Annotated in this window: 18 protein-coding genes, 1 rRNA gene and 1 other RNA gene; 13 read left to right on the plus strand and 7 right to left on the minus strand. The window is 58.2% G+C overall.

Features of this window, described 5'->3' with window-relative positions:
* The first annotated feature begins 56 nt into the window (after window positions 1-56).
* Window positions 57-1,571, plus strand: coding sequence for a threonine ammonia-lyase, biosynthetic (gene ilvA / locus ACIGG6_RS00885; protein ID WP_399841315.1), 1,515 nt, complete (start codon window positions 57-59; stop codon window positions 1,569-1,571).
* A gap of 405 nt (window positions 1,572-1,976) precedes the next feature.
* On the opposite strand, the gene ACIGG6_RS00890 is transcribed toward ilvA, so the two are convergent.
* The 3 genes from ACIGG6_RS00890 to ACIGG6_RS00900 form a co-directional block, all read right to left on the minus strand.
* Window positions 1,977-2,627 (minus strand): 5-formyltetrahydrofolate cyclo-ligase, encoded by a 651-nt coding sequence (locus tag ACIGG6_RS00890; protein WP_399841317.1) that lies wholly within the window; start codon window positions 2,625-2,627, stop codon window positions 1,977-1,979.
* A 7-nt stretch (window positions 2,628-2,634) separates the two neighbouring features.
* Window positions 2,635-2,817: non-coding RNA, 6S RNA (ssrS, locus tag ACIGG6_RS00895), on the minus strand.
* A 59-nt stretch (window positions 2,818-2,876) separates the two neighbouring features.
* Window positions 2,877-3,185 carry a cell division protein ZapA gene (locus ACIGG6_RS00900; RefSeq protein WP_399841319.1) on the minus strand — a complete coding sequence of 103 codons (309 nt, stop codon included), beginning with the start codon at window positions 3,183-3,185 and terminating at the stop codon, window positions 2,877-2,879.
* Between the two features lie 167 nt (window positions 3,186-3,352).
* On the opposite strand from ACIGG6_RS00900, the gene ACIGG6_RS00905 reads away from it, so the two are divergent.
* The 4 genes from ACIGG6_RS00905 (at window position 3,353) to ACIGG6_RS00920 (ending at window position 7,956) form a co-directional block, all read left to right on the plus strand.
* Entirely contained in the window at window positions 3,353-3,931 is a 579-nt protein-coding gene (locus tag ACIGG6_RS00905) for a UPF0149 family protein (protein ID WP_399841320.1), read from the plus strand.
* Window positions 3,932-3,963: 32 nt separating this feature from the next.
* Window positions 3,964-5,301 carry a Xaa-Pro aminopeptidase gene (pepP, locus tag ACIGG6_RS00910; RefSeq protein ID WP_399841324.1) on the plus strand — a complete coding sequence of 446 codons (1,338 nt, stop codon included), beginning with the start codon at window positions 3,964-3,966 and terminating at the stop codon, window positions 5,299-5,301.
* 116 nt (window positions 5,302-5,417) lie between these two features.
* Window positions 5,418-6,656, plus strand: coding sequence for a 2-octaprenyl-6-methoxyphenyl hydroxylase (ubiH, locus tag ACIGG6_RS00915; RefSeq protein ID WP_399841325.1), 1,239 nt, complete (start codon window positions 5,418-5,420; stop codon window positions 6,654-6,656).
* Window positions 6,657-6,699: 43 nt separating this feature from the next.
* On the plus strand, window positions 6,700-7,956 hold the full coding sequence (locus ACIGG6_RS00920) for a UbiH/UbiF/VisC/COQ6 family ubiquinone biosynthesis hydroxylase (protein ID WP_399841328.1): 1,257 nt from the start codon (window positions 6,700-6,702) through the stop codon (window positions 7,954-7,956).
* Here ACIGG6_RS00920 and ACIGG6_RS00925 read toward each other — a convergent pair whose 3' ends face one another.
* The 3 genes from ACIGG6_RS00925 to gpmI all read right to left on the minus strand — a co-directional run bounded on the left by ACIGG6_RS00925 (window position 7,957) and on the right by gpmI (window position 12,065).
* A complete protein-coding gene (locus ACIGG6_RS00925) occupies window positions 7,957-9,258 on the minus strand; it encodes a S41 family peptidase (RefSeq protein WP_399841331.1) in 1,302 nt (433 codons plus the stop codon).
* 87 nt (window positions 9,259-9,345) lie between these two features.
* Window positions 9,346-10,503 (minus strand): murein hydrolase activator EnvC family protein, encoded by a 1,158-nt coding sequence (locus ACIGG6_RS00930; protein WP_399841334.1) that lies wholly within the window; start codon window positions 10,501-10,503, stop codon window positions 9,346-9,348.
* A complete protein-coding gene (gene gpmI, locus ACIGG6_RS00935; RefSeq protein WP_399841336.1) occupies window positions 10,503-12,065 on the minus strand; it encodes a 2,3-bisphosphoglycerate-independent phosphoglycerate mutase in 1,563 nt (520 codons plus the stop codon). Before gpmI ends, ACIGG6_RS00930 begins: the two co-directional genes overlap by 1 nt.
* A 254-nt stretch (window positions 12,066-12,319) precedes the next feature.
* Between gpmI and ACIGG6_RS00940 the strand changes: the two genes are divergently transcribed.
* From ACIGG6_RS00940 to ruvX, 7 genes are all read left to right on the plus strand, one after another.
* Window positions 12,320-12,742, plus strand: a complete 423-nt coding sequence (locus ACIGG6_RS00940; RefSeq protein WP_399841337.1) for a rhodanese-like domain-containing protein — start codon at window positions 12,320-12,322, stop codon at window positions 12,740-12,742.
* Window positions 12,743-12,806: 64 nt separating this feature from the next.
* Window positions 12,807-13,316 carry a protein-export chaperone SecB gene (gene secB / locus ACIGG6_RS00945; RefSeq protein WP_044628537.1) on the plus strand — a complete coding sequence of 170 codons (510 nt, stop codon included), beginning with the start codon at window positions 12,807-12,809 and terminating at the stop codon, window positions 13,314-13,316.
* A gap of 3 nt (window positions 13,317-13,319) precedes the next feature.
* On the plus strand, window positions 13,320-14,087 hold the full coding sequence (locus tag ACIGG6_RS00950) for a 16S rRNA (uracil(1498)-N(3))-methyltransferase (protein WP_399841340.1): 768 nt from the start codon (window positions 13,320-13,322) through the stop codon (window positions 14,085-14,087).
* A gap of 138 nt (window positions 14,088-14,225) precedes the next feature.
* Window positions 14,226-14,930, plus strand: a complete 705-nt coding sequence (locus ACIGG6_RS00955) for a CvfB family protein (RefSeq protein ID WP_399841343.1) — start codon at window positions 14,226-14,228, stop codon at window positions 14,928-14,930.
* A 69-nt stretch (window positions 14,931-14,999) separates the two neighbouring features.
* Window positions 15,000-15,956, plus strand: coding sequence for a glutathione synthase (gene gshB, locus ACIGG6_RS00960; protein ID WP_399841345.1), 957 nt, complete (start codon window positions 15,000-15,002; stop codon window positions 15,954-15,956).
* A gap of 67 nt (window positions 15,957-16,023) precedes the next feature.
* A complete protein-coding gene (locus tag ACIGG6_RS00965) occupies window positions 16,024-16,581 on the plus strand; it encodes a YqgE/AlgH family protein (RefSeq protein WP_253507138.1) in 558 nt (185 codons plus the stop codon).
* 28 nt (window positions 16,582-16,609) lie between these two features.
* A complete protein-coding gene (gene ruvX, locus ACIGG6_RS00970; protein ID WP_253507140.1) occupies window positions 16,610-17,065 on the plus strand; it encodes a Holliday junction resolvase RuvX in 456 nt (151 codons plus the stop codon).
* Window positions 17,066-17,077: 12 nt separating this feature from the next.
* Here ruvX and ACIGG6_RS00975 read toward each other — a convergent pair whose 3' ends face one another.
* Complete coding sequence (locus tag ACIGG6_RS00975; RefSeq protein WP_399841354.1) at window positions 17,078-18,103, minus strand: aspartate carbamoyltransferase; 1,026 nt, start codon at window positions 18,101-18,103, stop codon at window positions 17,078-17,080.
* 582 nt (window positions 18,104-18,685) lie between these two features.
* On the opposite strand from ACIGG6_RS00975, the gene ACIGG6_RS00980 reads away from it, so the two are divergent.
* Window positions 18,686-18,751 (plus strand): 16S ribosomal RNA (locus ACIGG6_RS00980); the annotation flags it as partial.

The raw sequence follows: 18,751 nt of genomic DNA on the forward strand, positions 1-18,751 counted from the left end.
ATAAAGGTTTTGTTCTCGCACCCGTCAGGGTCACGTCATTTTTCTGGGATGTCAGCATGCTCGAAGCAACCGTCAAAAAGATCCTCCAAGCCCGCGTTTATGAAGCCGCTTGTGAGACGCCTATTTCTCCCGCTCCCTTTTTGTCGCGTCGTTTCAACAACCAGATTTTGATTAAACGCGAAGATTTACAGCCGGTGTTCTCGTTCAAAATTCGCGGGGCCTACAACAAAATGGCTCAGCTAACAGAAGAGCAGAAAGCCAAAGGCGTTATCGCTGCCTCGGCGGGCAACCACGCCCAGGGTCTGGCCATGGCGGCTAAGCTGATGGGCGTGAAAGCGGTCATCGTTATGCCGCGCATCACCCCAGACATCAAGGTTCAGGCGGTGCGTGCCCGTGGGGCGAAAGTGGTGCTAAAAGGCGATGCCTTTGCCGCCGCCGCCGAGCATGCCCAGGAGCTGATCAAAGAGCACGGCTACACCTATATTCCGCCGTTTGACGATATCGACGTAGTGGCAGGCCAAGGCACCATTGGCGTTGAGATTCTGCGCCAGCACAGTGGCCGGTTAGATGCGATTTTTATCCCCGTAGGCGGCGGCGGGCTGATTGCCGGGGTGGCTGCCTATGTGAAGTACCTTCGCCCGGATATCAAAATCATCGGTGTGGAAGCGGAGGATAGCGCCTGCTTGAAAGCTGCGCTGGAAGCCGGTGAGCGCGTGGTGCTGGATCAGGTAGGCGTCTTTGCCGAAGGCGTTGCGGTGGCGCAAATTGGCGAAGTACCGTTCTCCCTGGTGCGTGACCTGATCGACGATGTGATCACCGTCAATACCGATGAAATGTGTGCTGCGGTGAAAGATATTTTTGAAGATACCCGCGCCGTGGCAGAAACCTCCGGTGCGCTCTCGTTGGCGGGCCTTAAAAAATACGTGCAGCAAAATGGCGCGGAAGGCGAGACACTGCTGTGCATTAATTCCGGGGCTAATACCAATTTTGATCGCCTGCAGCATATTGCCGAGCGCACCGAGTTGGGTGAGCAGCGCGAAGCCATTCTGGCCGTCACCATTGCAGAAAAACCCGGCAGCTTTAAGAAATTCTGCCGCACGCTGGGCAAGCGTATGGTCACCGAATTTAGTTACCGCTACGCCGATGATAGCGAAGCGCATATCTTTGTGGGTGTGCAGGTCAAGCCAGGTGGGGAAGATCGCCAAGCAGTAATTGATAAACTGCGTGAGGGCGGTTATCAGGTAGAAGACTTAACCGATAACGAGTTGGCGAAACTGCATATTCGTCACTTAAGCGGTGGCCGCCCCAGCGAACGTTTTGAAGAGGAGCTTTATCGCTTCGAGTTTCCTGAACGTCCTGGCGCATTGATGAACTTCTTAACTCAGCTGCCACACGACTGGAACATTTCGCTGTTTCACTATCGTAACCACGGGGCTGCCTATGGCCGCGTTCTGGTGGGCATGCAGGTGCCCAGTGAAGATCGTACCCATGTTGCGGAGTATTTAGACGCGATTGGCTACCGCTACTGGCAAGAGAGTGATAACCCCGCTTACCGGCTCTTTATGGCGTAACACTATGTAAGTGCTTACTAACGGTGCATGCCAGAGCTGCTAGGTGGAGAGGTGTTGTTGAAACGTTTAATTAAGGGGTTAAAATAGTGCTATTAGCAGTTGTCATTGAGCCCCTTATGGCCCTATAGTCGTGAGCGAAATTAGTGAAGTGGGTCATCTTCTCAAAATGAAAAACTTGGTGACGCACTAAGGGCATTTGGCAACTGTTAAACACGTTGGAGAAGAGGCATGCGGCGTAGAAAGCCTGATATGGTGATGGCGTTAACAGTGGTGTTTTTACTCGGCGTATTAGCCACTGGATATGCGCAGGCGCTGTCGGGGAGTTAACCAACGGTTAACAACAGCGCTAACGGTATCGACGCTGCACCTGCTAGGTGAATCAATAAAACGGGCTGATCATAGCGATCAGCCCGTTTTTGTTGGCCCTGCATTGGTTGGCCGTACAACAGCAGTATCGCTGACTACCGCGTTGAGCGGGATATCCCAGGGTTCGATTGGCAGGGCATCCACCTGTTGGCAGGCATGAGCCACGCCAATCAGCGAGGGCGCAGGCCCAGGGCGACGCATAAAGGCCAAGCTGCGGTCATAGAAGCCGCCCCCCATGCCCATCCGGTTAGCGTATTGATCAAACCCTACCAGCGGCACAATCAGCGTATCCAGCGCCCAGGCAGGCAGCCGATTGTGCCGGTGAGCAGCAAAGCGCGGGCAAGGTTCAGCAATGCCAAAGCGGTTTTTGACCATGGGCGTGGTATCGCGATAGGCAACAAACCAAAGGCTATTGGCGCTAAAGGGGCGCAGCACAGGCAAATAGATAGCAATACGACGCTGGCGCAGCCAGGGGATTAACGGTGTAGGGTCAATTTCACTATTCACCGGCAGGTAAAGGCTGATCCGTTTGGCACGACGAATTTCTGGAAGCTGTTTTAGGCGTTGGCACAGGGCCAGAGCCGCCTGCTTTTGCTGTTCGGCGGTGAGAGTGCGGCGTCGGCGTTTTAATTCTCGACGTAATGCAGGCTTATCGCTAGGCGTGGTGTGGGTCATAACGCGGTAGGCCATTAAAAGAGTGTTCCCCAGAATGCCGCTGTCGTTCTGGCCCTGAACCTACTGGTTCAGGTGGGTGGCCGCAGCCAAACCGTCAGGCTTTCCGACGCACGGACATGCACACGGGTCTGGCTAGCATTTGGCCCCCTGGGTACTGCGCATAGGCTCGAGGGACTATAACGACTGGCGTACACCCCAGAGAACATCGCTATCCTAACAGAGCCGCCGCTAATGCCAAAGTGCCGGTTAAAGATGATTGGCGGTTTAAGGCTCTTTGCGTGGCCGAGTGCCCGCAAGCGCTCGCTCAAGCCGGTCGTTTAAGCGGGTGAGACTGGCCTCTCCAGCACGGTGCTCATCCAGCGCTTCCAGCAGTTCGTGGGTAATATTTAGCGCCGCCATAATCGCGATACGCTCACTGCCCAGCACGCTGCTTTGGGCATGAATGCCGTGCATGGCGCGGTCCAAATAGCGAGCAGCGCGTTCAAGCTGGACTTCTTCGCCCGTGTCGCAGGCAATCATATAACTGCGACCCAGTAGGGTGATCTCTTTCGTTGGCCGCTTTGCGTTACTCATCAATGGCTCCAGCACGGGCCAGCAAGGGGCCCGATGCGTTAACATCACTACATAGGAAGGATAGACGGGGTTCACTATAAGAGAGCCGCTTGTGCGGGGTCAACGCGCAGGCTCGCCCGCCTATCCTCGTGGTTTTATCTTCACACTGTATAAAGCGAGCATGAATCATGTCATTGATTGACGAGCGCCAGGACTTTTCTGACGTAGCGGATGTATTTTTGTTGCACGGTAGCATGCAGTCTCCCGCGTTTTTGGATGGACGGCTGTGCGGCTTATTGGCTCTGCGCGACGTGACGGCCGAGGCGTGGCTGGAAGAAGTGTGTATCAGTTTGGGGGTAGAGCAACCCCGTGACCCGGCCAGCGCCGAGCGGCTGTTGGGCTGGCGTCGTCAAACCCTAGAAGCGCTGAGCGCCAGCGACCTGAACTACGCGCCATTACTTCCCGATGAGCTGTTCTCTTTGGCAGAACAGGCCCAAGGGCTGAAAGAGTGGACGCTTGGCTTTATGGAAGTAGTGGATGAGGTGGCCGATGACACCCTTCGGGAGCGCTGGTCGCAAACGCTGAAAGAAGCGATTGATGATTTGGAAGGCCTTGGCCAGATGGAGACCGACATCGACGATAGCACGGAAAACGAGAACGACCTGTTTGCCTTAACCGAGCATGCCCGAATGGCGGCCATGCTGCTGTACACCGAACAGCATCCCGGCAAGCCTCAGGTTGAGCAAACCGACGCCCCCGTTCATTAATTTCCGCCCATCACGTCTGCATAGGAGCCGTTATGCCAACGCTATTGCCTCGCCCCGCTGCTATTCATCCAAAAGAGTATCGTCAGCGCCGGGAGGCGCTCATGGCGCAACTGCCGAGCAATGCCGCGCTGCTGGTGCCGGGGGCGTCGCTAGTGACTCGCTCCCACGACAGCGAATACCCCTTCCGCCAGCAGAGCGACTTCTATTACTTAACCGGCATTCAAGAGCCTGACGCGCTGCTAGTTCTGTTGCCAGGCCGCGCAGAGGGCCAAAGTGTGGTGTTCTGCCAAGACCGCGACCCCACCATGGAGGCCTGGACCGGCCGAAGGCTGGGAGCGCAGGGCGTTGTCAGCCTGCATGGTATCGACCAAGCGTTCGAGAACGCGGAGCGCGACGACCTGCTGGCAGAGCTGCTGGATGGCCGCGAGCTACTCTATGCGCCGCTGGATAACCCCGACGCGGTTAGCATTGCTGAAGAGGCGCTTGCCCATGCCCAAGCGGGCATGCGCCGGGGCAAGCCCGCACTGAAAGGCTGGCTGGATAGCCGCCCACTGATTCACGAGATGCGCCTAATCAAAAGCCCCCCTGAAATTGCTTTGCTGCGTCACGCAGCGGCCATTTCGGCCCAGGCCCACGTACGCGCTATGCGCACCTGCCAAGCCGGGCTAAGTGAGTACCAGCTTCAGGCCGAGCTGGAGCACACCTTTGTTTGGCACGGCGCTAGCGGGCCTGCCTACAGCACGATCGTGGGCGGCGGCGCCAATGCCTGTGTGCTGCACTATATTGAGAACAGTGATGTGCTGGAGGAGGACGCGCTGGTACTGATTGACGCCGGTGCAGAGTTTGATCTCTACGCAGGAGACATCACGCGCACCTTCCCGGTGAGCGGGCGCTTTAATGATGCTCAACGGGCGCTTTACCAAGTGGTGTTAGATGCCCAGGTGCGTGCGGTGGATGCCATTGCGCCTGGCGCTACGCTAGCGGATATCCATCAGGGCGTGGTGCATGACCTAACGGCTGGCCTGATTGAGCTGGGGCTTTTAGAGGGAGACGTTCAGGCGCGCATTGATGACGAAAGCTACCGGCGCTTTTACCTCCATTCCACTTCCCACTGGTTAGGATTGGATGTACACGATGTGGGCACCTACCGCTTGGACGAAGCGACGCCTCGCCTGCTTGTCCTAGGCATGGTGCTTACCGTGGAACCTGGGCTCTATATCCCTGATGAAGACGATATTCCCGCTGCCTATCGCGGTATCGGCATTCGGATTGAAGATAACGTTGTGGTCACCGAACAGGGGCATGACATTCTCACTGATGGCGTGCCGAAGCAGATAGATGAAATAGAGCAGTTGATGGTTAAAAAATAACCAGCAAAAACGGTCTGTTTTTTGTTTATGTAAACTACGTTACGAAATTACGTTTAGCCAAGGTGCTTATCGTGTAAGTGCGTTATATAAGCGCGTATTGTGAAGAGGAGAAGCCAATGCATGGGGCAGAACAGGTAACGCCTGCACAGCAGCAGTCGCCCACCCATGACATCGTGATTGTGGGCGGTGGGCTGGTAGGTGCCAGCTTGGGCTGTGCATTGGCACCGCTGATTGAGCGCTATGGCTGGCGAGTCGCCATCATCGAGGCCAATGCGCTACCGCAGAGCGCCGAGGAAGCGACGTGGCAGCCGAGCTTTGATGCCCGCGCCAGCGCCATTGCCGAGGGTTCTGCTCAGCGCTTTCGCCAGCTAGGCGTGTGGGAAGCGATGCAGGTCGAGGCCACACCGATTAATCGTATTCATATCAGCGAGCGGGGCCGTTTGGGCGCGACGCGTCTGAATGCACAAGAGCTAGGCGTCGCTGCCTTGGGTCACGTGATACCCAACGCTTGGATGGGACGCGTGTTGCATCAGAAGCTGCAGCAATTACCCATCGAGTGGCACTGCCCAGCCACGGTGGCACAGATGACTCCCACGGCCAGCGGCCACCATTTGCGGCTTTCCGGTGGCAGCGAGCTAACGGCCGCGCTGACCATTTTGGCCGATGGCGGCCGCTCGGGGCTGAAGGAACAGCTAGGGATTGCTAGCCGCCGTCACTCCTATGAGCAGACGGCGGTCATTGCCCATGTGGGCATTAGCCAGCCCCATCAAGGGATCGCTTACGAACGCTTTACCTCCGAGGGACCCATCGCGCTGCTGCCACTGCCGGGGCAGGCTATGGAGCTGGTCTGGACCCATGCCAGCGGTAGCGAGCAGGCACGATTATCGCTACCGGATCATGCCTTCTTGAGCCAGCTTCAGCAGGCGTTTGGCGACCGAGTCGGGCGCTTTACCCGCGTTGGCCAGCGGTTTAGCTATCCACTTTCGCTGGTGACTGCAGAAGAGCCCGTGCGCCCCGGCTTAGCCGTGCTGGGCAATGCGGCCCATGCGTTGCACCCGGTAGCTGGCCAGGGCTTCAATTTAGCGCTGCGCTCGGTGATGGATTTGGTTGAAGCGCTCTCCCAAGGTGCTCAGCAGCAGCGCAGGTTGGGAGATATGAACACGTTGCAGGCGTTTGAGCGCCGCCGCGCCCAAGACCGCGCCAATGTGATCCGCTTTAGTGACGGCTTAGTGCGGCTGTTTGGTTACTCGTTGCCGCTGTTGCCCCACGCCCGTGGCGCTGGATTGATCGGCCTTAATTTGATTGGCCCGCTGCGCCGTGGCTTGGCACGCCGCGCGATGGGCCTGGAGCGCTGACGCTCTTATCCAGCGCCCTCAATGACCCAAGCCAAGGAGTGTTATGACAACGCAATCACAAGCAGCTAAGCCGCCCGTCACGCGTTTCGATGCGGTAATTGTTGGCGCGGGTATGGTGGGCGCTGCGCTGGCCGGGCTACTGGCAGAAGCGGGAATGCAGGTGGCGCTGGTGGAAGCCAAGGCATCGCCGCTGCGCCTGGATGACGTCGCTGGCGAGATTCCCGCCCCCCGCGTTAGTGCGCTGACCCCGGTGTCCCAACGGCTGCTCGCGCATTTGGGCGTATGGCCTGCCATGGCGGCGGCAAGGGTAACGCCTTACCGTTATATGCAGGTGTGGGATGCTGAGGGTAGTGGCCATATTCACTTCTCTGCGGACGAAGCGGGCACCGCCGTGCTCGGCCATATTGTGGAAAACGATGTCACGCAGGCCGCGTTGAATCAGCAAATTGCCAAGCAGCCGACCCTGACACGCTTCGATGGCGTCAGCGTATCGGCACTGCAGACCACTGCTAGCGGCCGCTGGCTGGTACTGGAGGACGGTAGGCAGCTACAAACGCCGCTGGTGATCGCTGCGGACGGCGCACGCTCTGCCTTGCGAGCGCTAGCAGGCATCTCGGTGGCGGAGGAGTCCATGGAGCAAGAGGCGGTCGTCACCACGGTGCGCTGCGCACAGTCCCACGGCGCTACCGCTCGCCAAGCCTTTATCGGTGGTCGTCCGCTGGCTTTCTTACCGCTTACTGTCAATGGAGATGATCGCTTCTGTTCCATTGTGTGGTCCACAACGCCTGAGCATGCCAGTGAACTCACCGCTTACTCTGCTGAGGCACTGGGGCAGGCGCTTGGCGAGGCTTTCGACCATCGCCTGGGCGATGTCATGCCCGTGGATAGCGCCTATCGGTTTCCGCTGGTGCAGCGCCACGCCCAGTATTATGTGCAGCCCAACTTCGCTCTAGTAGGCGATGCCGCCCATAGCATTCATCCGCTGGCCGGGCAGGGCGTTAATTTGGGATTAATGGACGCGGCGGTATTAGCCGAAGAGGTGGTGGCGGCATGGCACCGCGGTGCCCCTTGGGGTAGCTTGGCCACGTTGAGTCGCTATGAGCGCCGTCGGCGCTTGGATAACACGGCCATGCTGGGCTTAATGAAAGGCTTTAAGGTGCTGTTTGGCAGCCATCAGCCAGTGTTTACGCTGGCGCGCAACCTGGGGATGAGTGGCATGAACCAGCTCGTGCCGCTTAAGCGTGTGGTGATGCGGCAGGCGACCGGAGAGCGGGGCCGCCTGCCAGCGTCGTGCCGCTAGCTAGCCGCGGCGGCGATCCACCACGTTCAGCGCTTTCAGCAGGTTAAGGGCTTCGCTGAGCTGGTAGTCGTCGCGCAGCCGCTGAGACATGGCGGCGCGTTCCGGGGGCATATCGTCTTGGCTGCTTAAGTGGCCGTCTAGATCTGCTTCGCGAATTTCACGACGCCCTTCCGCGACTTCCAGACGGCCGCGTACCACCTCGACATCCGGCTCGATGCCTTGCGCCTGAATCGAGCGGCCATTCGGGGTGTAGTAAAGGGCGGTAGTGAGCTTCAAACCTTCGCCATTGCCCAACGGCATGATCTGCTGTACCGAGCCCTTACCAAAGCTTTCAGTGCCCATGATGACGCCCCGGCGCTGGTCTTGCAGAGCGCCTGCGACAATTTCAGCCGCCGATGCGCTGCCGCTGTTGATTAGCACCACGAGCGGTATGTCGCCCGCTGGCGTATCCGGAGAGGCAGAAAACGACATTTCGGTATCCGAGAGTCGCCCTTCGGTATACACAATCAGCCCTTCATCTAGAAAGAGATCCGTCACTCCGACCGCCGCCTGAAGAACGCCACCGGGGTTATTACGCAGATCCAGAATTAAACCTTCCAACGGCTGATCGCGCATCATGCGCTCAATCGCTTGCCGCGCCTGCTCGGGAGTACGTGACTGAAACTGGCTGATACGCAGGTAGCCGTAGCCTGGCTCCAGCGTTTCATGTTTGACACTCTCACTGCGGATCACTTCACGGGTGAGCGTGAACTCGCGGGGCGACTCTTCTCCTGAGCGCAAAATAGTTAAACGCAGTGGCGTGCCGGGTTCGCCGCGCATTAAGTTGACGGCTTCCTGCAGCGATAGGCTATCGGTGGGGGTGCCGTCGATGGCGACGATAATATCCTGAGACAGCAGACCCGCCCGTGAAGCGGGCGTGTCATCAATGGGCGTGACGACCATCAGTTGGCCATTCTGGGTACCCACTTCAATGCCGATACCGCCAAACTCGCCCTGGGTAGACTCTCGCAGGCTCTGATACTCCTCCTCGTCTAAATAGGCCGAGTGAGGGTCTAGCTCGCTGAGCATGCCGCGCATGGCATTGCGCAGTAAGGTGCGGTCATCCACTTCTTCTACATAGCCGCGTTTGATGCGCTCGAATACTTCCGCGAACGTTTGTATCTCTTCAAGTGGCAGGTCGTCGGCAACGCTGTTCGCCGGTTGGGCTGCCAAGGGTAGCGGGGCAGCCAGCAGCGCGAGCGGAAGCAGGGTAGCCAAGAAGCGCTTGGCAGGGGCCGATACCTCGGTAACAGATAGCGTCATGCGGACTCCGCTAGGCGAAAGGCAGCGCCAGCCGCGCTGCTCAGGTTGAGACGTTCATAATAAAGACATTACCACCAGCTTATCCCGTCAACGACGTGCAATCCAACGTTGCGGATTAATTGGTTCGCCGCTGCGGCGCACCTCAAAGTAAAGCGAGGGGCTGGCTTGGCCACCGCTACTGCCTACACGGCCAATTTCATCGCCACGGCTCACCTGCTGCCCAGGGCGGGCGCTGAACTGCTGCAAGTGGGCGTAGAGCGTCATGATCTGGTCTCCGTGGTCGATGATCAGCAGGTTGCCAAAGCCACGCATCCAGTCAGCAAACACTACACGGCCTGTATGAACCGCTTTGACGGCACTGCCTGCTCCCGCTTGAATTACAATCCCGTTGTAGTGAACGCCGTCCCGTCGCTGAAAGCTGGCGGTAATGGCGCCCTGCACCGGCCAGGGCAAATCGCCTTGGGTGCGGGTAATGTTCGTAGTGGGTGTGGGTTCAGCCAAGCGCGCCAGTTCGGCTTGAATAGCTCTTAGCTGCTGCTCAGCCTGTTCGCGGCTTTGGTTAAGATCTGCCAAGCGGTCAGCTTCACTACCGTAGCGGTCGTCTAGCGTCGTTACCACGCCTCGGCGCTCTTCGGTACGCTCGGCGAGCAGCGCGCTTTGGGTTTCCAGCTCGTCGGCTAGTGTATCCAGGCGAGTTTGCCGCTCGGCGAGCGCCAGTTCGGTATCCGCGAGCGCGGTATCCAGCCGTGCAATATCGTTCAAGCGTTGTTGGCGCGCTCGTGTTAACCGGTTTAAGTAGGCCTGCATGCGGTCAAGTTCAGCGGGATCGCTTTGGTTGAGCAGCAGCTTCAGCTGGGGTGTTGGCCCCAGCCGGTAAAGCGCGGCAAGCTGCTGACCTAGCGCGGCGTACTGGGCATCGCGTTCACCCTCTAAGCGTTCGCGGTGCTGGCGTAGCAGGGTGGTTTCATCGGCGAGCTGGCGTCGCTCGGCCTGTAGCTGGTCCAGCCGCTGGTGGGTCTGGGCCAGCTCTGTTTCCACTTCCCTTAGCTCTTGCTGGGCGCTGTTCCGCGCTTGGTCCGTGGCGCTTAGCCGCTCAGCCATGGCATCAATTTCTTGGCCGAGGGCGTCAAGCTGCTCTCTGGCAGCCTGTTCGTCCTGTTGTGCCATCGCCGTCGACGAATAGCCCAGCGTTAGCAAGGCCGTCGTCAACAAGGCCGTTCGAGCTAGCCGTTGCCACATGGGCATTACTCGAAGCGCAGCAGCGGAGTTCCGGTCATCGCCTCAGGCTGTGGCTGATTCATCATGGTCAACAGCGTGGGGGCAAGGTCACACAGGCGGCCATCTTCGAGCTGGGCAGCGCGCTCACCAACGTACACTAGCGGCACCACAAAGGTGGTGTGGGCAGTTTGCGGTGCACCGGTTTCCGGGTGAACCATCTGCTCGGCATTGCCGTGGTCGGCGGTGATCAGGCAGGCACCGCCCGCGCGCTCAATCGCTTCCACCGCGCGGCCAACGCAAATATCGACGGTCTCAATCGCTTTCACGGCGGCGTCGAAATCCCCGGTGTGGCCTACCATGTCGCCATTGGCGTAGTTGCACACCATGAGATCGAAGCGGCCGCTATCAATGGCTTCTACCAGCTTGTCGGTAATCTCATAGGCGCTCATTTCCGGCTTTTCGTCGTAGGTTTTAACGTCACGGGGGGAGGGCACCAGGATGCGCTCTTCACCTTCGTACTCAGCTTCGTTACCGCCGGAGAAGAAGAACGTCACGTGGGGGTACTTCTCTGTTTCGGCAATCCGCAGTTGGGTGAGGCCGCGCTTAGCGACCACTTCGCCTAGGGTGTCGGTTAAGTCGGTAGGCGGAAACGCGGCTGGCGCGGCGATGTCCGCTGAGTATCGCGTCATCATGACCAAGCCATCACCGGCAAGCGTTGGGCAGGCACGGCGCTCAAAGCCGGTGAACTCTGCATCGGTGAAGGCGCGGGTCAGCTCACGAGCGCGGTCGGAGCGGAAGTTTAGGAATATTGCTGCGTCGCCATCTTGTAACGTGATGGCGTTACCGTTAACCGGCACGCTGGTCGCCGCCACAAATTCGTCGGTTTCGCCGCGCTGGTAGGCGTCGCGTAGTCCGCTTTCCGCGCTGGTGGCGGTGTAATCGGCGTGGCCGTCGGTGAGCAGGCGGTAGGCTTGTTCAACGCGCTCCCAGCGGTTGTCGCGGTCCATGGCGAAGAAGCGGCCAATGATGGAAGCCACAAAACCGTTATCGGCACCGACCAGTTCTGAAAGGCGGGCGTTGGCGCGCTCGATAGACGCTAGTGCGCTTTGCGGCGGCATATCCCGCCCATCTAGAAAGGCATGCACGTAGATGCGCTGGGCACCGCGCCGCGCTGCTAGCTCGGCCATGGCGATGAAGTGATCTTCGTGGCTGTGGACGCCGCCTGGAGAGAGCAGGCCCAGCAGATGCACGGCACGGCCATTGGCGACTGCTGCGTCGATGGGCTTGGTGAGCACCTCGTTGGTATCCAGGTCGCCATCTTCAATGGCTTTGGTGATGCGCGTGAAGTCCTGGTAAACGATACGCCCGGCACCCAGGTTCATATGGCCGACTTCGGAGTTGCCCATCTGGCCGTCGGGTAGCCCCACATGACGGCCATCGGTATGCACGAAGGCGTGGGGGCGGTTAGCCCACAGTACGTCCATCACAGGGGTGTTGGCTGCAGCGACAGCGTTGTGGGCGTTGTCGGGGTTGTGGCCGTAGCCGTCTAGGATAATCAGCGCAACGGGGCGCGGTGCAGATGTTGTCATTGAAAATTCCCTCGTTTGTGAGTCAGCCAAGCGACGTGAGGTGCAGTTTGAAACGCTGGTGAGGGCGGCTCAGCCAGTTTTCAGACAACACCTGATAATCGGGGTCGCGACAGGCGCGCGCTTGGGGCATCATAACGCAGGCAGCCGTCGGGCGTCATGGCCTGCGCGGTATGCCCTGTGACGTGTATACTTGTCGCGTTTCTGAGGGCGGTTAGGCCGCTTTTTTCTGCATAGACCAAGAGATTGTGTTCGCGATGATCGATCAGCTGTTCGAATTCGTAATGAACCACCCCCTCCTCGTGGGGGCATTTTTGCTGGTGCTCATAGCGTGGATTATTTATGAAACGCGTAGCGCCTCCTCGAATGCGGTGTCCTCTACCCAGGCCACTCAGCTCATCAACCGCGAAGACGCGGTGGTGCTGGACATTCGTGAGAGCAAAGACTTCAAAGCCGGGCATATCGCAGGCGCTCGCAACATTCCCCAAAGCAGCCTTGATAGCCGCATGAACGAGCTGGATAAAGTGAAAGCCCAGCCGATCATTGTAGTCTGCAAGCATGGCCAAAGTTCTGGCGCTGCCCAGGCAAAGCTGGAAAAAGCGGGCTTTGAACGGGCGATGAAGCTGCGCGGCGGCATGATGCAGTGGCAGTCGGATGGCCTTCCGGTGGTTAAGAAGTAAACGAGAGCATAAGTAGCTGCGCAGCTGCGCATATTTTTATTGGATAAATAATTAGGAGTATCCCATGGCGGAAGATAACAACACCCCGCAGGCAGGCGCCGCAGAAGGCGAAAAGCCCCAGCTGAAATTCTCGTTACAGCGTATTTACGTGAAAGACATTTCCTTTGAAGCGCCGAACTCTCCTTCTGTGTTCAAGCAGGCGTTCAAGCCGAAGGTCAATCTGGACCTTAACACCACCAGCCAGAAAGTGGCCGATGACCAGTACGAAGTGGTCGTCAAAGTGACCGCGCAGGTCAACGACAGCGAAACCGGCACCACCTCGTTTTTGGCGGAAGTCGAGCAGGCGGGCCTGTTCCGTATTTCAGGCATTGAAGGTGCACAGCTTGAGCAAACGCTGGGTGCGTTCTGCCCTAACCTGCTGTTCCCGTACGCCCGGGAGTGCGTTGATAACCTGGTCAACCGTGGCGGTTTCCCGCCGCTGATGCTGGCGCCGGTTAACTTCGAAGCCATGTACGCCCAGCGCAAGCAGCGCGAAGCGCAGCAGGCAAGCCAAGCGGCTGAGAACACGCACTAAGCCATGTGCGATTCGCTAAACGCGGCTGGTTGGGTGGCGCGGCACGGCAAAATGCCGCGCCTCTATGTACCTGCTGAGTTTTCAGCGGGCACTACCTTAACGCTACCCGAAGGCCCTGCTAAGCACGTTACTCGCGTGCTGCGCATGGGCGAAGGGGCACCGCTGATCTTGTTTGATGGCGCAGGCCAAGAAGCAGGCGTTCAGCTGGCGGAGGTGGGGCGTAAGCACACCACTGTTACTGTTGAGGCGGTGTGGCCTGGCAGCGGCGAGTCGCCGCTTGCGGTGCATCTTGGGCAAGCGATTTCCAAGGGCGACCGCATGGATTACGCCATTCAAAAAGCCGTTGAGCTAGGTGTAACGGCGATTACCCCGCTGTATACCGAGCGGGGCGATGTGCGTTTGAAAGGTGACCGCGAAGAGAAAAAGCTGGCGCATTGGCAGGCCGTGGCGGCCAGTGCCTGTGAGCAGAGCGGCCGGGCAGTGGTGCCGCCTGTTCACCCCCCGCAGGCGTTAGGTGAGTGGCTGGCCGAGCGCCAAGAGCCGCTGCGCTTGATGCTGCACTTAGCGACGGGTAACGGCTTTGCCCAGCCAGAGCGGCCCGCGTCCGCCGCGCTGTTGATTGGCCCAGAGGGTGGCTTAAGCGATACGGATATTCAGGCCGCTATCGCCAGCCACTTTACGCCACTGACGCTGGGGCCACGGGTGCTACGCACCGAAACGGCTCCTGTGGTCGCGCTCACGCTGCTGCAGCACCACTTCGGCGATTTGTAAGCGCTTACTATCAAGCCGCTGCCGTGTTTGTTGCGGCAGCGGTTTTTTTGTATCCAGCGCTGGCGTCATTCGACGCCGCTTTGCCTTGCCTAGGCAAGGTACCATAATGAAGATCTACTTCTTGTAAGGACGGCACCCATGGTCCGTGAGTCACACTCCACCCCCCGATCCGCCAGCGATGCATCTGCCCAACTGGGCGATGTGGCCTATTTAACCGTGACGGCGGTGAACAGTACCGGAGCCTTTCTGCGTTGGGGGCAGCCCAAAGACGTGCTGCTGCCCTATAGCGAGCAGCGCTTTCGCCCCGACCCCGGCAAGCGGGTGCTGGTGATGCTGTATAGCGACGATCAGGGGCGGCCGGTCGCTACCATGCGTCTTGACCGTTTTTTAACGGACGACGCTTGGGCGCTAGAGAAGGGCGACGAAGTCGATGTGGTGGTAGCCGACCGCACGGACTTAGGTATGAAAGTAGTGGTCAATCACCGCTACTGGGGGCTGATCTACCAAGACGATATTACTCAGCCTCTGCGCCGTGGGCAGTCGCTGAAAGGCTTTGTGAAACAGCGCCGCGAGGATGGCCGCGTGGATATCTCACTGCTACCGCCCGGCGCGGCCCGCCTGGATGTGGTAGGTGATAAAGTGCTGAAAGCGCTGCGTGAGAGCGGCGGCTATCTGCCGCTGGGTGATAAAAGCTCGGCGCACGATATCAAAACCCGCTTGGGAGTTAGCAAGAGCGCTTTCAAGCAGGCGATTGGCCGGCTCTACAAGCAGCAGCTAATCACTCTAGCGCCAGATGCGATTCGCCTAGTGCCCGGTGCGCTCTCCGACCCGGCGGAAAAATAGCCGCAGTTGGAGCCGTGCAAGCAGTGCGGCATACTGATGACCTATTGATCCTCCATGGACTGTATTTCGATGAGCCAATCAACGTTGCATCTCGGTGTGGTGATGGATCCCATCAGCGACATCGCGTACAAGAAAGACACCACCTTAGCCATGCTGTGGGCCGCCCAAGAGCGCGGCTATACGCTGCACTACATGGAGCAGGAAGACCTGTTCTTACAGGCGGGCAAAGCCTACGCGCGGATGCGTCCACTCACCGTGCACCGTAACCCAGAGCACTGGTACGACCTGGGCGAGGCGATTCAGCGTCCGTTGGCCGAGCTGGATGTGGTGCTGATGCGGAAAGACCCGCCGGTGGATGCGGAGTTTATTAACGCGGTGCATCTGCTGGGCTTTGCCGAGCGCGAGGGCGTGCTGGTGGTAAACCCCACTGCTGCGCTGTTGCAGTGTAATGAGAAGCTCTTTGCCCAGCAGTTTCCCCAGTGCTGCGCGCCGACGGTCGTCGCGAGCCGCGATGATGTGCTACGCGCCTTTCATGCCGAGCACGGCGATGTGATCTTCAAGCCGCTCGACGGCATGGGCGGCACGGGCATTTTTCATATCGGCCCCGATGGCCGCAATATTGGCGCGGTGATCGAGCAACTGACGCTGCGTGGCCAGCGCCAAATTATGGCTCAGCGCTACCTGCCGGAAATCAAGGATGGCGATACGCGGATTCTCTTGGTCGATGGCGAACCGGTGCCGTTTGGCCTAGCGCGAATCCCTTCAGCGGGCGAAACCCGCGGCAATCTGGCCGCAGGTGGTCGCGGTGTGAGCCGCGAACTAACCGAGCGCGACCACTGGTTGATCCAGCAGGTGCAGCCGATGATTCGCGAGAAAGGCCTGATGTTTGTCGGCCTGGACGTGATTGGCGACTACATCACGGAAATCAACGTGACGAGCCCGACCTGTGTCCGTGAGATCGACGATCAGCGCGGCACCGATATTTCCGGAATGCTGTTAGACGCTATCGAACGTCGCTTGGCCTAATCGGTGAACGTTCTATTCGCCAAATGACGTAAGGCTTGCCGAGCCATCGGCAAGCCGTAGGAGACGCATGCAAAGCTTAAAACACCACTTTTTGATGGCCCTGCCCCACATGGAAGACCCTAATTTCACGGGCAGCCTGATTTATTTATGTGACCATGACCACAATGGCTGTATGGGCGTGATTGCCAACCGCCCGCTGGAAATTACCCTGGATGCGCTGTTTGAGCAGCTCTCACTCGGCGGTGACGACAGCCCCCACCGCAATGCGCCGGTCTACTACGGCGGCCCCATGCATAAAGATCGCGGCTTTATTCTTCACGTTGGCGACAGCCAAGCGTGGGACTCCAGTGTTCAGGTGGAAGATGGCATTGCGCTCACTACCTCCATGGATATTCTCCAAGCGCTGGCGGATGGCACTGGCCCCGAGCACTTTCTGGTGTGCTTAGGCTGCGCAGGCTGGGAAGTGGGTCAGTTAGAGGATGAGCTGAAAGAGAACGCCTGGCTAACGGTAGAGGGCCAAAGCAACGTGCTGTTTGATACGCCTCCAGCCGAGCGCCTTACGGCCGCCGCCGGTATTCTCGGGGTTGATTTAAACCTAATGACGCGCAACGCAGGGCATGCATAAGCGTGCGGTTGGATGAGGCGTAAGTGGTATGGCAGATAACGGGCAGCGCCTGATCTTGGCGTTTGATTTTGGAACGCGGCGCATTGGCGTTGCCGTGGGTAACGAGCTGCTGCACAGTGCGCGGGAGCTGACGCCGCTGCCCGCGCGTGACGGCATTCCTGACTGGAACGTGGTTACACGTCTTATTGAAGAGTGGCAGCCAGACCTGTTCGTCGTCGGTTTGCCGCTCAATATGGACGGGACCGAATCGCTCATGAGTACCAGGGCGCGTAAGTTCGGCAATCGCCTGCATGGCCGCTACGGCAAACCCTGTGAGATGGTCGATGAGCGTGGCTCGACTCAAGAAGCTAAACAGATCGCCCATGCAGCGGGCCACCGAGGCAACTACCGAGAAGAGAGCGTAGACGGTATTGCCGCTGTGCTGATTTTGGAAGGTTGGTTCGCCCACCAGGAAGGCCTTCCCGGCGGGCGGAGCGCCTACTAATCCACCGCTGTATTAACGGTCTAGGGTGCCAGTTTGGGAAGGCACGAACCAGCGGACCGGGCGCAGGTCTTTCTCAATCAGGTCATCCACTTTTAGCAGCGTGGCAAAAATCGCCATCCGCATGGGAATGCCATTATCGGTTTGGCGGAAAATCGCCAGCCGCGGGTCGCCGTTCAAATCGACGTTCAAATCATTAGCGCCTGGGCGGCTATCGCGGGGAAGCGGGTGCATCACGATCGTGCTTTGGCTACAGCGCTTGTCGAGAAAATCACGGTTGACCATAAAGTCGTCGGAAAGCCCCTGGAAACTCTCGTTCATTTCATCCGTAAAGCGCTCTTTCTGAATGCGGGTGGTGTACACCACATCCAAATCGGCAAAGTCACTGGCCAATGAGTCGCGCTGCTCAATGCGATGCCCGCGAGAAGCCACCAGATCAATTAAGTAAGAAGGCATCTCCAGCCCTGGTGGCGACACCAGCGTAATACGCAGCGGGTCATAAAGTGACAGCAGCTTAATCAGCGAATGCACCGTGCGACCGTATTTCAAATCACCGGTCAGCAGAATATGCGCACCGCTTAAGCGTTTGCCTAATCGCTGAAACTCCTTATCAATCGTATAAAGGTCCAGCAGGGCTTGGCTTGGGTGCTCGCCTGGGCCATCGCCACCATTAATGACGGGTACATGGGTGGCTGCAGCAAATTCGGCTACCGAACCTTGGTCTGGGTGACGCATCACAATCGCATCGCAGTAGCCGCTCATTACACGGCTGGTGTCGTAAAGCGACTCGCCTTTGGCCATGGAAGAGAAGGTAAAGCCTGTGGTGTCGCACACGCTTCCCCCCAGTCGGCAGAACGCGGCATTAAAGCTCACCCGTGTGCGAGTGCTCGCTTCAAAAAACAGGTTGCCCAACACTGCACCTTCCAACACCCGCGTGACTTGGCGGCGGCTAGCAATCGGCTCCATGCGTGCCGCCACGCGTAACAAGTGATCAACGCTCTCGCGGCTTAATGAATCGACAGTTAATAGGTGCTGGCTCATCATGGACCTCATCTTTGGTGGGCGTGGGTGAAGGTGGCAGCTATATAGAGTGCTAAGTGTAACCGCCAAACTAGACGTGCCGAAGCGGTTTCCGTTGCTCTATAGAAGAGGGCAGATAAGGAGGCAGAGGCTTTTTTCGACTATTTGATAATTAGCTCTTGCCAACCCGGTCGCGAATCCGTAAAGTACGCATCCGCTGCCGGGGGCGCCAAGCGTTACCAGCGGTGAATGAGGTTGAAAAACCTCTGGTTTGTCAGGAAGTTAGAGCCGTCTTGTTGTCGTTTAGATCGCTCGCTTCACTCGCTGAAAACAGCGGTTGACAAGCGCTAGGAAATGCGTAGAATACGCCTTCCTCGCTGAGGCAACACGGTTCAGGTCATCGAGCCAGCACAGCGAAACAGCTCTTTAACAATTTGATCAGGTAATTCATGTGGGCGCTTGCCGATGAGGGTGATAAATCACCAAATATCAAGGCAAGCGCACAAGAAAGATGTTCATATCTTTCAAATTCGTTTGAACCTTGAGCCAAGTTTGATCCGCTTTTGTTGCTTTCGAGTGACACGTAAGGATCACAATGATTTTAAACTGAAGAGTTTGATCATGGCTCAGATTGAACGCTGGCGGCAGGCCTAACACATGCAAGTCGAG

The organism is Vreelandella lionensis, assembly GCF_044543515.1.
GTDB lineage: Bacteria > Pseudomonadota > Gammaproteobacteria > Pseudomonadales > Halomonadaceae > Vreelandella > Vreelandella lionensis.

What these genes read in the sequence shown, in the direction of transcription:
- secB (WP_044628537.1), top strand. Translation starts at nt 12,807, where the DNA reads ATGGCGGAAGATAACAACACCCCGCAGGCAGGCGCCGCAGAAGGCGAA.
- ACIGG6_RS00955 (WP_399841343.1), top strand. Translation starts at nt 14,226, where the DNA reads ATGGTCCGTGAGTCACACTCCACCCCCCGATCCGCCAGCGATGCATCT.
- pepP (WP_399841324.1), top strand. Translation starts at nt 3,964, where the DNA reads ATGCCAACGCTATTGCCTCGCCCCGCTGCTATTCATCCAAAAGAGTAT.
- gpmI (WP_399841336.1), bottom strand. Translation starts at nt 12,065, where the DNA reads ATGACAACATCTGCACCGCGCCCCGTTGCGCTGATTATCCTAGACGGC.
- ACIGG6_RS00920 (WP_399841328.1), top strand. Translation starts at nt 6,700, where the DNA reads ATGACAACGCAATCACAAGCAGCTAAGCCGCCCGTCACGCGTTTCGAT.
- ACIGG6_RS00930 (WP_399841334.1), bottom strand. Translation starts at nt 10,503, where the DNA reads ATGCCCATGTGGCAACGGCTAGCTCGAACGGCCTTGTTGACGACGGCC.
- ACIGG6_RS00925 (WP_399841331.1), bottom strand. Translation starts at nt 9,258, where the DNA reads ATGACGCTATCTGTTACCGAGGTATCGGCCCCTGCCAAGCGCTTCTTG.
- ACIGG6_RS00975 (WP_399841354.1), bottom strand. Translation starts at nt 18,103, where the DNA reads ATGAGCCAGCACCTATTAACTGTCGATTCATTAAGCCGCGAGAGCGTT.
- ACIGG6_RS00940 (WP_399841337.1), top strand. Translation starts at nt 12,320, where the DNA reads ATGATCGATCAGCTGTTCGAATTCGTAATGAACCACCCCCTCCTCGTG.
- ACIGG6_RS00965 (WP_253507138.1), top strand. Translation starts at nt 16,024, where the DNA reads ATGCAAAGCTTAAAACACCACTTTTTGATGGCCCTGCCCCACATGGAA.
- ilvA (WP_399841315.1), top strand. Translation starts at nt 57, where the DNA reads ATGCTCGAAGCAACCGTCAAAAAGATCCTCCAAGCCCGCGTTTATGAA.
- ACIGG6_RS00905 (WP_399841320.1), top strand. Translation starts at nt 3,353, where the DNA reads ATGTCATTGATTGACGAGCGCCAGGACTTTTCTGACGTAGCGGATGTA.
- ubiH (WP_399841325.1), top strand. Translation starts at nt 5,418, where the DNA reads ATGCATGGGGCAGAACAGGTAACGCCTGCACAGCAGCAGTCGCCCACC.
- ACIGG6_RS00900 (WP_399841319.1), bottom strand. Translation starts at nt 3,185, where the DNA reads ATGAGTAACGCAAAGCGGCCAACGAAAGAGATCACCCTACTGGGTCGC.
- ACIGG6_RS00890 (WP_399841317.1), bottom strand. Translation starts at nt 2,627, where the DNA reads ATGGCCTACCGCGTTATGACCCACACCACGCCTAGCGATAAGCCTGCA.
- gshB (WP_399841345.1), top strand. Translation starts at nt 15,000, where the DNA reads ATGAGCCAATCAACGTTGCATCTCGGTGTGGTGATGGATCCCATCAGC.
- ACIGG6_RS00950 (WP_399841340.1), top strand. Translation starts at nt 13,320, where the DNA reads ATGTGCGATTCGCTAAACGCGGCTGGTTGGGTGGCGCGGCACGGCAAA.
- ruvX (WP_253507140.1), top strand. Translation starts at nt 16,610, where the DNA reads ATGGCAGATAACGGGCAGCGCCTGATCTTGGCGTTTGATTTTGGAACG.